Origin of the sequence: Paenibacillus sp. FSL H7-0350, assembly GCF_038593195.1 — a bacterium.
Taxonomy (GTDB): Bacteria; Bacillota; Bacilli; order Paenibacillales; family Paenibacillaceae; genus Paenibacillus_AQ.
The window spans coordinates 4,490,233-4,503,566 of record NZ_CP151972.1; the positions used below are offsets into that span (position 1 = coordinate 4,490,233).

14 protein-coding genes and 2 riboswitches are annotated in these 13,334 nt (G+C 50.8%); of the genes, 5 read left to right on the forward strand and 9 right to left on the reverse strand.

Going from position 1 to position 13,334, the window contains the following annotated elements; genetic code table 11:
- Window positions 1–157 precede the first annotated feature (157 nt).
- Together NYE24_RS20615 and NYE24_RS20620 are read left to right on the forward strand one after the other, a co-directional pair.
- Window positions 158–2,365 (forward strand): ATP-binding protein, encoded by a 2,208-nt coding sequence (locus NYE24_RS20615; RefSeq protein ID WP_305954414.1) that lies wholly within the window; start codon window positions 158–160, stop codon window positions 2,363–2,365.
- Entirely contained in the window at window positions 2,352–3,053 is a 702-nt protein-coding gene (locus NYE24_RS20620; RefSeq protein WP_036698923.1) for a pseudouridine synthase, read from the forward strand. Before NYE24_RS20615 ends, NYE24_RS20620 begins: the two co-directional genes overlap by 14 nt.
- A gap of 89 nt (window positions 3,054–3,142) precedes the next feature.
- Here the strand turns inward: NYE24_RS20620 and motB are convergent, their stop codons facing one another.
- Window positions 3,143–3,964 (reverse strand): flagellar motor protein MotB, encoded by an 822-nt coding sequence (gene motB / locus NYE24_RS20625; protein WP_036698921.1) that lies wholly within the window; start codon window positions 3,962–3,964, stop codon window positions 3,143–3,145.
- Window positions 3,948–4,748: a flagellar motor stator protein MotA gene (gene motA / locus NYE24_RS20630; protein WP_036698919.1), complete on the reverse strand. Its 801-nt coding sequence runs from the start codon at window positions 4,746–4,748 to the stop codon at window positions 3,948–3,950. The genes motB and motA overlap by 17 nt, the downstream gene beginning before the upstream one ends.
- A gap of 203 nt (window positions 4,749–4,951) precedes the next feature.
- On the opposite strand from motA, the gene NYE24_RS20635 reads away from it, so the two are divergent.
- Together NYE24_RS20635 and NYE24_RS20640 are read left to right on the forward strand one after the other, a co-directional pair.
- Window positions 4,952–5,245, forward strand: coding sequence for a hypothetical protein (locus NYE24_RS20635; RefSeq protein WP_036698940.1), 294 nt, complete (start codon window positions 4,952–4,954; stop codon window positions 5,243–5,245).
- A gap of 208 nt (window positions 5,246–5,453) precedes the next feature.
- Window positions 5,454–5,729 (forward strand): 4a-hydroxytetrahydrobiopterin dehydratase, encoded by a 276-nt coding sequence (locus NYE24_RS20640; protein WP_036698917.1) that lies wholly within the window; start codon window positions 5,454–5,456, stop codon window positions 5,727–5,729.
- A gap of 131 nt (window positions 5,730–5,860) precedes the next feature.
- Here the strand turns inward: NYE24_RS20640 and NYE24_RS20645 are convergent, their stop codons facing one another.
- The 6 genes from NYE24_RS20645 to NYE24_RS20670 all read right to left on the reverse strand — a co-directional run bounded on the left by NYE24_RS20645 (window position 5,861) and on the right by NYE24_RS20670 (window position 11,824).
- Window positions 5,861–6,217, reverse strand: a complete 357-nt coding sequence (locus NYE24_RS20645; RefSeq protein ID WP_036698939.1) for a cytochrome c — start codon at window positions 6,215–6,217, stop codon at window positions 5,861–5,863.
- 127 nt (window positions 6,218–6,344) lie between these two features.
- Entirely contained in the window at window positions 6,345–6,830 is a 486-nt protein-coding gene (locus tag NYE24_RS20650; protein ID WP_036698915.1) for a GNAT family protein, read from the reverse strand.
- Between the two features lie 272 nt (window positions 6,831–7,102).
- The gene (locus NYE24_RS20655; RefSeq protein WP_342476547.1) at window positions 7,103–7,594 is read right to left on the reverse strand and encodes a C40 family peptidase; all 492 of its coding nucleotides are present in this window, start codon (window positions 7,592–7,594) and stop codon (window positions 7,103–7,105) included.
- A gap of 4 nt (window positions 7,595–7,598) precedes the next feature.
- A riboswitch (cyclic di-AMP (ydaO/yuaA leader) is annotated at window positions 7,599–7,741 on the reverse strand.
- 387 nt (window positions 7,742–8,128) lie between these two features.
- Entirely contained in the window at window positions 8,129–8,557 is a 429-nt protein-coding gene (locus NYE24_RS20660; RefSeq protein ID WP_051493903.1) for a C40 family peptidase, read from the reverse strand.
- Window positions 8,558–8,614: 57 nt separating this feature from the next.
- A riboswitch (cyclic di-AMP (ydaO/yuaA leader) is annotated at window positions 8,615–8,753 on the reverse strand.
- A gap of 212 nt (window positions 8,754–8,965) precedes the next feature.
- On the reverse strand, window positions 8,966–9,799 hold the full coding sequence (locus NYE24_RS20665) for a hypothetical protein (RefSeq protein ID WP_051493901.1): 834 nt from the start codon (window positions 9,797–9,799) through the stop codon (window positions 8,966–8,968).
- Between the two features lie 9 nt (window positions 9,800–9,808).
- Entirely contained in the window at window positions 9,809–11,824 is a 2,016-nt protein-coding gene (locus NYE24_RS20670) for a M1 family metallopeptidase (protein ID WP_036698911.1), read from the reverse strand.
- 104 nt (window positions 11,825–11,928) lie between these two features.
- Here NYE24_RS20670 and NYE24_RS20675 point away from each other — a divergent pair, with 104 nt between their 5' ends.
- A complete protein-coding gene (locus NYE24_RS20675; RefSeq protein ID WP_036698910.1) occupies window positions 11,929–12,435 on the forward strand; it encodes a YwhD family protein in 507 nt (168 codons plus the stop codon).
- A gap of 184 nt (window positions 12,436–12,619) precedes the next feature.
- Here NYE24_RS20675 and NYE24_RS20680 read toward each other — a convergent pair whose 3' ends face one another.
- Window positions 12,620–13,102 (reverse strand): winged helix-turn-helix transcriptional regulator, encoded by a 483-nt coding sequence (locus tag NYE24_RS20680; RefSeq protein WP_342476548.1) that lies wholly within the window; start codon window positions 13,100–13,102, stop codon window positions 12,620–12,622.
- Between the last annotated feature and the right edge of the window lie 232 nt (window positions 13,103–13,334).

Here is a 13,334-nt window from a genome sequence, read left to right on the forward strand (position 1 = left end):
GGATTTACCAGCGGATAAGAGGTGAACAATACGCTTGTCCATAAAAACGAAACTATCAGCAATTATTTTTGGCTCTGTACTCTTAATCTTAATGCTTAATCTTACACTCAACCTTTATGCTGCCCGGAATAATCTGCGTAATGAGAGCGTAAGCAACATGAAGATCACTGCGAAGCAGGTTGCCGTATCGGTGGAGCAGAGCGGCTTCAGCTCGAATTACGTGCAGGATAAAATTGCCCAGAACCTGCGGTTGACTGCCATTCTGGCATCCTATGAGCTGGATCCGGATATCAGGAATATTACTAATCAACAATTGAAGGCGCTATCCACCAAGCTGGGGGTGTCGAATATCTCGCTGCTGGTGAAGACTGCGGATGATATTATCGTAGCGAAATCTTCAGATCCTGCAGAGATTGGACTTTCGACCAAGGGCATGGGTTTTTGGTATGTGGCTTTTCTGGAGCTGTTTGCAGGCCAGCGCGTATCTGTCGATCAGGGGCAGTCCCTGGAGAATTTCTGGTCCGGGCCGTTTGAATATTCAACCTCCAATCCGGAGTACATCGATAAATGGGGCTATTATTATGACGGGGCCCGCAATTATATCATAGATCCGTTCGTGAGGAGTACAGCGGTAAGCGATTATGTCAAAATTATGAGCCCTGATGAGATCATCCAGGAATCCAAAGCTGTAAATCCCGGAATTCTGGAGATTACCGGAATCAATCCGAAGACCTTCGGAGCCTCAAGTATGCTGCCTGACGGCGCAGATCCTAAGAACACGAAGCTGCGGAACCGTCCCATCCAGTACGGCACCTATTCATACGGCAATATTGCAGAGGATAAGGCGGCAATCCGTGAAGCATTGAACAAGGGCAAACCGGTAACGCTGGATACGAAGGCACTGGGTAAAAGAGTGCTCAAGAGCTTCATTCCGATTGAGCGGCCGGGAGCGGCGGATTATGTGATCAGTGTAGTCATGGACTACCAGGCCATCTCCTCGGTTATCCGGGAGCAGCTGTTCAATAATATCACCACCTCGGTTCTTCTGCTTATTATCTTCCTCCTGGCCAGTTATGTCCTGGCCGGTGTAGTTACACGCCCGATTCAGGATATACTGGCTAAGGTCAATGATGTGGCTAAGGGTAAATTTGAGCCTCCGCTTAATGTATCCAGCCGCGATGAGCTTGGGCAGCTGGCCCAGCGCATCAACGCGATGACCTCACATCTGCTGCAGCATACAAACCGGCTGGGGCAGACACTGGAGGAGAACCGTGCGGTCAAAGAGCATCTGGAGTCGGTGATTAACGGCACTTCAGATGCCATCCACACGGTGGATATGGAGGGGCGGATCATCAGTACGAATAGAGCCTTCGAGGACCTCTATGGATGGGGCGCTGCGGATGCTCTGGTCAAGCCGCCGTATCTGGTTCCGGCCACTGTGCAGCAGCAGGAGAGTATACGATTGCAGCAGCTTAAGGACGGGGCATCTCTGCCGCCTGTTGAGACCGTCAGGCTGAAGCGGGACGGCTCCCTGGTAGAGGTCAGCGTCAGCAGCTCGGTTATCCGGGATGAAGAGGGCCAGCCGCAGTCGGTTGTCCATGTATCCCGTGACATGACCGAGCGCAACCGGATCGAGGAGCTGCTCAGACGCTCGGAGAAGCTGACTACAGTCGGCCAGCTTGCGGCAGGGGTTGCTCATGAGATCCGCAATCCCTTGACCACCCTGCGGGGCTTCCTGCAGCTTCAGCAGGAGAAGAAGGTTCTTGTTCCGCTGCATATTGAACTGATGCTCTCGGAGCTGGACCGGATCAATATGATTGTCAGTGAGTTCCTGATTCTGGCGAAGCCGCAGGCTGTTCATTTCCAGCAGAGGGATCTGCGGCATATTGTCGGCGATGTCATCTCTCTGCTGGATAGCCAGGCCCACCTGTTCGGCATTGAATTCACCACATATTTCTCGGGAGTACCCGCCATGGTGCACTGTGAGGAGAATCAGTTGAAGCAGGTATTTATCAATGTGATCAAAAATGCGATCGAAGCGATGCCGGACGGGGGAACGATTACCGTGGAGCAGCAGGAGCTGGAGGACTCTGTGGTTATTGTGATCACGGATGAGGGTGGAGGCGTCCCTGAGGATATGCTGCCCAAGCTGGGAGAGCCGTTCTTTACGAACAAAGAGTCCGGAACGGGGCTTGGCCTGATGGTCAGCCAGCGGATCATTCAGGCTCATAAGGGCAGCCTGGAAATTAGAAGCGAGTATGGCCGGGGAACGCAGGTAATCATCAAGCTGCCTGAAGCGAAGGAGCAAGCACCTCCGGCCGGCATGAATATAGAACGGAGTGAGGACGAACATGAGAATCAATAAATTCATCAGTGAGACAGGCTATTGTTCACGCCGTGAAGCAGACAAGCTGGTCGAGGGAGGGCGGGTCACCATCAACGGTGAGACCGCTATGCTGGGCAGCCAGGCTGAAGCAGGGGATAAAGTGCTGATTGACGGCCAGCCGCTTCAGACGGGCAGCAGGATCGTGTATATCGCGCTTCATAAGCCGGTGGGCATTACCTCTACCACAGAAGCGCATATTCAAGGTAATATTGTCGATTTCATAGGACATGAGGAGCGGATTTTCCCGATCGGGCGGCTCGATAAGGATTCAGAGGGATTGATTCTGCTGACCAATGACGGTGACATTGTTAACAAAATATTGCGTGCAGAAGGCAAGCATGAGAAGGAATATGTGGTCACTGTAGATCGACCCGTTACGCCTTCTTTTCTGACCGGCATGTCTACCGGTGTGAGAATTTTGGGCAGCAAGACACTTCCCTGTGAGATTACGCGGATCAGTGAGCGGGTATTCCGTATCGTGCTGACTGAGGGCAAGAACCGGCAAATCCGCCGCATGTGCAGTGCCTTCGGTTATGAAGTGCGGCGGCTGCAGCGCATCCGGGTGATGAATATCCGCCTTGGCGCGCTGAAGACCGGAGAATGGCGGGAGCTGTCTCAGGAGGAGAAGCAAGAGCTGGGTGCTATGCTGAATTATCAGCTGCAATAAGATAATAATGCCATACCTATAATAAGAGCTGCTCCGATTGACCCTGACAGGGGTCGTTCGAAAGCAGCTCTTATTGGTTTCATGTCTATTCAGGGAGCTGTTACATTAGAGACATCCGTGGTCTCTGCAGCAGCATCCTTATATTTACGAAGGATAGATACTTCTACCCGGCGGTTCTTGGCCCGCCCGGCAGCCGTAGCATTGGTAGCGATGGGGTGGTATTCGCCAGAGCCGGTCGGGCTGAATTTCGTCGGGTCCAGGTTGGGATTGAGCAGCAGAATCTTCATGAACTCAAGGGCGCGATCTACGCTAAGATCCCAGTTCGAGGAGTACGTGCTGTTGGAGATTGGAACATTATCGGTATGCCCCTGCACCAATACTTCATAATCGGGAAATTGCTGCAGCATGTTGGATATCGACTTAGCCAGCTGGCGGGATTCGTCCTTCACTATAGCCTGTCCCGAAGCGAACAGGGCATTGTCGCTAATCGTGATCATCAGCTGGGACTGATTCAGCTTGGTGCTAAGCAAGTCGGTCATCCCGTTGTTCTTAATGTACTGGTCGAACTGCTTCTTCAGCTTCTCCAGATCCTCCTGCTCCTTGGCACGGAGCTTGGACAGATCGGAGGTGCCGGTGTTCTTGGCAATCACATTGTTCAGTTTATCCTGCTTGCCCTGGTCCAGCTGGGTGCTGGTCGGGGAATCCGACCGGTACTCCAGGACGCCGCCGCCGCCGCTGAGCGCTGAATTAAAGGCTTCAGCCATTTGCTGAAATTTCACGGCGTCCGTAGCGCTCATGGCGTACATAACTAGGAATAGAGCAACCAGCAGGGTCATCAGATCGGAATAGGGAAGCAGCCAGGATTCATCGGCATGCTCTTCATGTTCCTCATGCCTAGTCTTTTTGCTCACTGGAAGCCCCCTCCTTCTCGCTCAGCTTGGCACGCTCGGACGGAGTCAGGAAGACGGACAGCTTCTGGTTAATGGCTATGGTAGACACCCCGGACTGAATGGAGAGCAGACCCTCCACCATCATCAGGCGGACTTCAATCTCGCGTTTGGATATCCGCTTCAGCTTGTTCGCCATAGGGTGCCACATAACATAACCGGTGAATATCCCGAGCAGGGTTGCAATGAAGGCACCGGCAATCGCATGGGCCAGGACGTCCATGTTACTCATATCACCCAAGGCGGCAATCAGCCCGATAACAGCCCCGAGTACCCCTAGTGTAGGGGCATACATCCCGGCCTGGGAGAAGATCAAGGCTCCGGCCTTATGTCTGTCTTCAGTGGCATGAATATCTTCCATTAATACATCACGGACGAACTCCTGATCATTGCCGTCAATAATCATCCGCATGCCGTTTCGGAGGAAGTTATCTTCAATTTCATCGACATTGGATTCCAGAGCGAGCAGTCCTTCGCGGCGGGTAATGGATGCCCATTCCATGAACATGGTAATCAGTTCGGGCTTACCGACCATCTTTTTCTTCGTAAACAGGATCTTCAACAGCTTAGGGAAATTCTTGACTTCCGACATCGGAAAGGCCATGAAGATGGAGGCAGCCGTGCCAAGAAAAATGATGACATAGGCAGCGGGGTTGTTCAAGCTTGCAAGCGGAGCATGCTTGAGAATCATCCCCCAGATTACTGCGACCAGACCAAAAACCAGGCCTAGAATTGTTGAGATTTCCATTTATACACCTCGTCCATGAGAATTAAGAAGTGATCGACTAACCGCGTATTTCGTCCTTGAACCGCGGGAGAACACTCTGTTCGTAACCAAATCACGTATATTCTTCTTTATCGACATCATTCCCTTTTTTGTGAAGTGATTTTTTCGGCTATAATAGATAAGGTAGGTTATTATTCATCAGCGAAGAAAACGGAGTGATTGATGTGGGAGTTAAGCATGGCAGAGATTACGGTGAAATTCTGGTTGAACTGACAGGAGCCGTTGGACGGATTGCAGACGGGTACATTTTTTTTGAAATGGAGCCTGAAGAGTGGACAAATCTGCCGGAGGAATCAAGGCAGGAGGTCTGGGAGGCGCTTGCGGAAGACCTGTTCTACGCGCTGGGCAACGAGCCGGTCATTCAGGTGGGCAGCGGAGTTGTAATGTACGATAAAGAAACACACCGCATTAATATTCTGCTGGGCGATGAGGATCTGGCTTCGGTCGTTCTTGTATAAAACAGGGGGGAAATGCGGCAGCGGGTTTGTCCCGGGCATCCAGCCATGTTAAAATTGGAAGTGGAGTACTAATTGCCGGGATGTCAGAATACATTTAATCAAAAATCTTTAGCCTGGCACATCCCTTGGACTTTCAGAAGCTGAGGGATGTTTTATTTGAAGGCAAGAAGGATTAAGGAACCGTTAACTTAGCAAGGGAGGAAACGAATTGCAATTAACTGAGGAACAACTTCAGGAGCAGATCGGCAAGCTTGAGGGCTGGAAGCTGGAGAGGGATAGGCTGGTGCGCAAATATATGTTCAGTGAATATATGAAGGGAATTGCTTTTGTGGATGAGGTAGCGGCAATTTCGGAGGCCTTTGACCATCACCCGCATATCACCATTGATTACAAGACGGTTGTTCTGCGGCTGGCTGCAGATGTGGAGAAGCTTGATCTCCGCCAGGCGCATGAATTTAATGAGGCATTTGAGAAGACCCGCTAGAGGACAAGGCTCCTATGGAGACAATAGGAATATCTGATCAATAGAAATGCCCGTGCAAGGATCATTCGTTATCCTCGTCACGGGCATTATACATTTGAAATGAAGAGCATGGTGTTTGTACAGGTTGCGGATTATTTCTTCTCGGCCAGCCATAGGGCTACATTCGCAATCTCTTCAGGGGCCAGCCTGTCTTTGAAGGAAGGCATCTGTCCGCGGCCCTTGGTGACTATGCTGTAGATCTGCGGCGCGTCATGCGAAGCGCCTTCCTGCTGCAGGCTGGGTCCCGCCCCGCCCTGAAGCTGGTCACCGTGGCAGGAGATACAATTGGCCTTCACTGTAGCTTCTGCGCCAGCAGCGTCCAGCACAACCTCCGGCATGGTCGGCTTGTTCTGCTCCGCCACCTCGGATTTACCGGGTAAGGTAAACATTAAGATTACTGCAAAGGCACAGGCGGCAAAAAACAAACCGCTCATGATCCATTTCTGCATCTGCATCCGTCCCTCCATGTAAGCTGCTGACTCCATTATAGCGGATGGTGAAGCGTTATCATAGTATTTGTGTCAAAAAAATGAACACAAACGATCCATTTTTTTGCAAATCAATCTGTCTCCAGTGCTATTCCTCATAGACCATGCAATAAAAAGGCTTATTGCCGGTCGGGGTGCGGCGTTCATAGGTATCCGTTATAGTGAATCCGCATTTCTGGTAAGCGCGGATGGCGCGCTGGTTCCAGGTCAGCACCTCCAGGTCGATCTCACGCTCCGGGTATCGCGCCCGTGCTGCCTGCACAATAGCCTTCATGAACAGATGCCCCATTCCATGGCCGCACAGCTCGGGCCGCATTCCGACACCAAGCCGGACTACCCCCTCCATCGGAAAGAGCTGGGCGAAGCCGCACAGATCCCCCTGTCCGTTCACTACAGATACATATTGCTCACTGCGAAGCTGCGGGTCTCCGAACTCCACGCCCAGCGCCTGCATCTGCTCCCAGGACATCCAGCCGTAAATATTATACGGAGGCTTGTAGCTCCACTCACAGATCTCAGCGGCATGCTGCGGTTCCATAGGCACCACATAAAAGGTTAACGGGGAGCTAATCATTACGGGAGGCCTCCTTCCAGCCGAAACTGCTTTTAAAGGACGGAAAAGCCGTTTCCACTTGTTCTTCTATTAATTATATACAAAAACAGCCAGTTTCGACGCAAATTCCTTGCGGAAATGCAGAAACTTGACAAACGCCAATAATTATTTTCTGAAAGTACAGAATCGGTGTTTTACAAATATAGAGACGGGTAAGTAATTTTATAGACAAAAAAAAGCCCTTCTCCAAGATTTCGGCAAAAATCTTGGAAAAGAGCGTAGGTTACAAAGAATTATTGTACATCATCGTTGTCTTGGGAATCCGAAGCTACAGTCTTGTAGGCATCTGTACTCATGATTCGTTTGGCGCCAACGTAGCGGTTGACGTAATAGCTGTCACTCAGCGAACTGATGGTTACACCGCGTGAGGAAGAGGCATGGGCGAATTCGCCGTCACCAACATAGATACCTACATGGGATATGCCCTTACCGCTTGTATTGAAGAATACAAGATCGCCTGGTCTCATCTCGTCAAGGGACACGTCAGTACCCATCTGGTACTGAGAGCCGGATTGATGGGGCAGGTTAATGCCGATCTTATCAAAAACATACATTGTAAATCCGGAGCAATCAAACCCGTTAGTTGATGTACCGCCGGATACGTATTTGGTTCCGATGGCTTTGTCGATCACTTTATCCATTTTGGAATCCGCGAAAGCGCTTCCTGCTCCGATTGTGAAGATAATGGACAAGCTTAGTACTGCGGCTGCTAGCTTCTTCTTCAAAAGTAAATACCCCTTCCAATGCCTACGAGGTTAGCTTAAGGGTTCGGTTGAAGGTCCCCTATGACCCCTCTTAGAATAGGAGGTCAATTCACCCAAAGTGGTTCCCCCGTTTCCCTAATTCATTAGGGAACTCGGCACGACTGTTGATTAGGATTAGCGGTTCATTCAATACATGACAAAACCTTTGTTAAAAGCGATTCAATAATTACAAAAATGTTACTAAAAGCTCACTGCGATAATTGTAACAAAGACTAAGGCGCTTGGCAATCACTTATAACATATTAATCCATCTTTTTTGCTGTTTTTTAGAGTTATAGCCCTTTCGAAAGACTCATATCTATGCGCCGGGGTTGTTTTATATGATTTTTTCTTTGTTTTTGCAATAAAATGCTGTTTCAAGGCTGTGGATTCGGGTAAAAGGTAGAATAAGGAAAAGGAAAAACCCGGAAATGATTACGGCAATAATCATCCCGGGCTCGTATAAGTTACATTTAGTTGTTAGAGGATGAAATATTCGGGGTATGCTTCAAAAGTTCAATCGTAAGCGACAGCTTGGTAGGCTGTTGTGCTCATTACTCTTTTGGCGCCAACGTAGCGGTTGGCCCAGTAAGACTGGCTCATCGAACTGATGGTTACACCACGTGAACTGGAGGACTGTGCGAACTTCCCGTTTCCAACATAAATACCGACATGGGAAACTCCGTTACCCAGAGTATTGAAGAACACGAGATCTCCGGAGCGTAGATTGCTCTTGGATATTGTTGTTCCAACTTTGTACTGTGCTTTGGATGTACGGGGCAAGGTAAGCCCGACATTCTTGAACACATACTTGGTAAATCCGGAACAGTCGAAGCCGCTGGTGGTTGTGCCCCCGGTTTTATACGACGTTCCAATGGTTTTTGAAATCACAGTATCCATTTTGGAATCTGCGAAGGCACTGCCCGCTCCGAGTGTGAATACCATCACAAGACCCAGCGCCGCTGCGGTGCATTTTTTCTTGAAATTCTGTCTAATCAAAAGATGTACTCCTTCCAGGGCCTGCGAGGTTAGCTTAAGGATTCGGTAGAAGGTTCCCCTATGACCCCTCTAAAGCGAGATCAATTCACCCAAAATATGGTTCCCCCACTTCCCGGTGCAGGGAATTCGGCGTTTTATGCACCAGAACAGTGACTTATCGACATTGATTAAATTGCAATAGATACGGAAGATTCTGTTTGAAAGATTACAACTTTGTTACTAGTGGTACAGGCATCATTGTATCAGACGATTTACCCTTTTGCAAATGCTTTTGTCCTTCTCTTCAAGCAAAAAAGAGTCCTGCTCCCTGATGAGGGGCTGTGACTCTTTTTAGTATGCCGCTGTAGCAGCTTATTATTGTGGAAATGATTTACTGGACCAGAGGTGGTACTGGGCAGCGATTCCCCACATATTGAACAGCGTGGAGGGCAGCGGAGCTGCCTGGCGGAGCATAAGTGCCGGCAATCCGGGATAGAACAGAGCAGAGGCGCTACAGAGCAGAATTACGGCCAGGCTTCCCGCCCCCAGAATGACGGAAATACCGATCGAAGGCATCAACACCTTCAGGCAGATTAGCAGCGAGGAGAACATGCCGGTACCTGCGGTATAGCCGAATTGCATATAGAGCAGAAGCTTGCGGACAAGGAATAGATAGAGCAGCCAGCCCAGCACACAGGGCACAAGCTTGAGCAGGAGCTGAACATCGAGAACGCCGCTGAGCAGATGACGGTACATGCGTGGAAGCAGCCAATAGAGCGGCAGGAGGGTTAGTGCCCATTCGGCCAGGCTGAACGCCAGCACCGGCAGCCCATATTTTCTCATTCCCGGGAAAAAGAACAGTCCCCGCGCTCCGTCGCGCTCCTGATGAAGCTCGTGCAGCAGCCCTGCACGGATAAAGGGAGTCAGCAGCAGCCTTAGCACTGTCAGCGCCAGCAGCATCCACAGCCAGTGCTGGACGGCGGGGTCGGTGCGCAGCGCAGTCTGCCCCTCGATATAATACAGCAGCCTGCCTATTCCGCTGCCGCCGGCATTCGCATCCGGGTAGCGTAGCAGGACGGGGACAACCGCACTTTTAATGAATTTGTACAGGAAATAACCCCAGAACAGCCGGTAGATAAATAGCAGAATCAATATATAGAACTGTTCTTTCATGCTGATCCAACCGCGGGCAATTGAACTTTTCACCATTCCTTCACCTCACCAGACAAGAGTTCCGAGCAGGGTTTCAAGCAGAGTAGATGCGCTAAGCGTCCAGCGGGAGAGTGTGCGCGGCTCAAGCTCCGCCATTTTGAAATTATTAAGATGCCTGCTCTCCAGCAGAATGGAATGCCCCGGATCGATCTCTGCGGAGACCAGCGGAGCTTTATACGCTAACTCAAAGGAGGTAGCCTTACCCTCGTCATTCCAGTATTGCTGCACAGTGTACCCGTCTGCGAAGGTGAATTTCACGGGAACATCAGGGTACAGGCTGCCCTTATTGCTTACATCGACCACAGCGTTATAGCGGATCCCCCCGCCGTCGCCGTTGTCCCGTCCGACCGTGAGCCTGATATCATCAACTGCGAAGTCGGGTGCACCCCCGCTATAGACAAAACGCTCAAAATAAGTCTGCCAGGATTGCTTGGTCACTTTCTCCACAACCTTTTGGAAGTCGGCGGTGGACGGATGCTGGAAGCGGTATTTGCGGGCATAGGCGGCGAGGATGGCGTCCATATTCTTGGTTCCGGCGATGCGTTCCATATCCTTCAGCACCAGCTTGCCCCGGATATACACATTGCGCGTGTAGGCATCATCACCAGTGTATTTCCAGGTCTCCAGCGTAAGAGGCTGTGAAGAGGAGACCAGGCTGGACTGAAGCGGCAGGCTTGAGACCACGCCGTATTCCTGTTCCATTAGCCGGTCTTCAGCATAAGAGGTGAAGCTCTCATCAAGCCAGGCTTCTTCGAATTCATTACTGGCCACCAGGCCGTAGAAATACTGGTGCCCGATCTCGTGGATGATCGTGCGCTCCAGGGAGGTGCCCGGTGAAGTGTCCGTGGCGCCGAAGGCGGTAATCAGGGTTGGGTATTCCATTCCTCCGGCCCCGTTGCCGGACTCTGGCGGGACAACAATGGATAAAGTGGAATACGGATAAGGGCCGTACCACTTGCTGAATGCCGTCAGTGCCGCCTCGACCGCCTGGAAGTAACGCTCCTGGAGATGCTTATGCAGCGGGTCCAGATAGAGCTTAATCTTCACCCCGGGCACCTGCGGCGCGGAGAAGGCCTTCTCGGCAACCACGAAATCAGGCGATGCGGCCCAGGCGAAGTCGTGGACGTCATCTGCATAGAACTGATAGATCTTGCGGCCCTGTACAACTTTGGCGTCTCTCACCGGAAACCCGGTTGCGGCGACCTTATACTCGGGCGGGACAGAAATGGATACATTGTAGATCCCAAAATCACTGTAGAACTCGGAGTTGCCGTGATATTGATGCAGGTTCCAGCCTTCTTCCTTGAGTCCTCTTCTGCCGGCAGGCTCGTAGACGCTAAGCTTCGGAAACCACTGGCCGGCCATCACGAAGTCGTCAGCGGTTCCCATCCGGGCGAAAATTTTCGGCAGCTTAACCTCGAATTTAAGCCTTACCGTCACGCTCTCACCGCCGTTCACCGGCTGAGGCAGATGGACTTTGAGCAGTGTTCTGTCATTGACATTGCCGTCGTCCGGCTGCACATACTGTGTGCGCTGCATTAGCGAGACGCCCTCAGAGGTCCGCAAATCTGTCAGTGTAATGCTCCCGTAACCTCCTGCGGGCATGGTGTCACCGCGAAGCGTACCCCCGGACTCCTTCATGAAGGTGGTACCGGCGGATGCGAATGCATTGGGATACAGATGAAAGTAGAGCTCCTGGACCGGCTTTGCGCCTGGATGGGTCCAGGTCAGCGTCTCGGAGGCGACTAGGGTCTCCGCACCCGGCAGGAGCTCCACATCCATGTGATATTCAACCACGCGCTGGCTTAAAGCCTCTGTCTCCGACGTGTAGATCGTATCTGAAAGATCGGACTGCACGGGCTGCTGCCGGGGGATAATGGCGGGGGACTTGGCCTCTTTTGGAACAGAGGCAGTCCATACGGCAGGGCTATGCCCTGACAGAAACCATATTCCGCCTCCAAGCAAGGTGAGGACAGCCAGGACTGCGAAGATGAGGGTATACCTTAATGAATGTGGCTTCATACTATGATTCCTCCCGTGACAAGCATCTACGGGATGTATATGTTTGCAATCGCCGCATTATTAGCTAAAATTAAATAATTAGTGAATGGAAAGGATGTGCACATGTGGATAACGTACAACCGGAGGGCAAAAAACAAATTGCCTTGAATATTGTGAACGCCAGAGCTAAGCATAAAGGCTTCGGTGCAGGCTCGATTGATCTGAACAATGTATCGCCTGTCATTATTGATCAGGGCATCGCCGTTATCGATATCGGTGCCATGCATGCCAAGAGCAAAGTGGAGAAGGGAATCAAGTTCTCTATGAACCGTGAGGATGTTCCGGCGGGAAGACAGGTATGGGTCGTATGGGTCGCCGTTGACCGTACCCCGGAGGGACAGTTCTACGGCGGAATTACCGCCTGCGAGATGTGGATTGACACCGAGGCGCGCCGCGGCTGGAAGATTCTTGCGGATCATGTCAATAAGCTGGATGCGGCCTTGAAGCGTAAGCTTATTCTGGATGGACTTGGAAGTGTTGAGCGGGCCGCGCTGAAGTCATTGCTGATGGCCCATAATGAAGAGTGGTGGGCTGCTTCGCCTGAGGAGCTGAAGGGGGCGCTGTCGGAATAATACTTGTAGTTCAAGTGGAAACGGCTTTGCCGTCCTTTTAAAGGACGGTACCGTTTCGGCGGGAAATAGAAGGATAATGTACAGCGTGAACATATAAATTCTTATATTTGAACAAAAATTAAGGCTTGGCCCCGTTAGGGGGCCAAGCCTTATCTGATGTCTAAGCAGGGATGAATGGATAACGTTACTGCGGATCTGCTCTGCCGGGAGTGTTCAGCTTGCGCTTGAGCTGGCTGACTCTGGCTTGGCTGATGCCGAGAACCTCGGCAAGCTCCTTCTGGTTGGCATAAGGATGTTCTTCGATCGCTTTCATTAGACGCAGACTCATTTCTTCGGTCTTACTTCTCCGTACCCCGCGGGCTGGCTCGGGCTGCTCTTCTGCTGAACTTGGGGAGGCATGGATGGGTTCTGATCCGCGTTCGGGGTCACTAAGCTCCTTCAGACAGGTGTTGCAAATGAACTGATCCTTATAGTAGGTAACATGATCAAGACTTCTGCAAAAGGTGCATTCTGTGGAGGTGTACTTTCGGAGGACGATTATATCCTCATCCAGTATAAAAAATTCAATAGGATCCCCAATGTCAATATTACGTGTCATGCGGATTTCTACGGGAACCACAATTCTTCCGAGACTGTCTAAGCTTCGGATCATGCCTGTATCTTTCATCCCATGTCCCTCATTTACATCTTTATATTTTTTGTAGATATATATGATTATAGCAGTAATTGTAAGTTAAGAGAACGGGGGAAGCGTATACAAATAGGGGGATTTATTGTCATTTTATAGGAGTGTTTATCATTTTTTGGCGCCTGAGGATGCGGAGATCAAAAATAGAAGAAAAACCTCTCCGCCTGGGAAGTCCCAAGGGAGAGGCTGATTAGGGTTCTCTTATTAATAC

Bases quoted from the DNA above. Each gene is read 5' to 3' on its own strand.
- NYE24_RS20615 (WP_305954414.1), top strand. From the start codon at position 158: ATGAAGATCACTGCGAAGCAGGTTGCCGTATCGGTGGAGCAGAGCGGC.
- NYE24_RS20620 (WP_036698923.1), top strand. From the start codon at position 2,352: ATGAGAATCAATAAATTCATCAGTGAGACAGGCTATTGTTCACGCCGT.
- motA (WP_036698919.1), bottom strand. From the start codon at position 4,748: ATGGAAATCTCAACAATTCTAGGCCTGGTTTTTGGTCTGGTCGCAGTA.
- NYE24_RS20645 (WP_036698939.1), bottom strand. From the start codon at position 6,217: ATGCAGAAATGGATCATGAGCGGTTTGTTTTTTGCCGCCTGTGCCTTT.
- NYE24_RS20650 (WP_036698915.1), bottom strand. From the start codon at position 6,830: ATGATTAGCTCCCCGTTAACCTTTTATGTGGTGCCTATGGAACCGCAG.
- NYE24_RS20660 (WP_051493903.1), bottom strand. From the start codon at position 8,557: ATGGTATTCACACTCGGAGCGGGCAGTGCCTTCGCAGATTCCAAAATG.
- NYE24_RS20665 (WP_051493901.1), bottom strand. From the start codon at position 9,799: ATGGTGAAAAGTTCAATTGCCCGCGGTTGGATCAGCATGAAAGAACAG.
- NYE24_RS20670 (WP_036698911.1), bottom strand. From the start codon at position 11,824: ATGAAGCCACATTCATTAAGGTATACCCTCATCTTCGCAGTCCTGGCT.
- NYE24_RS20680 (WP_342476548.1), bottom strand. From the start codon at position 13,102: ATGAAAGATACAGGCATGATCCGAAGCTTAGACAGTCTCGGAAGAATT.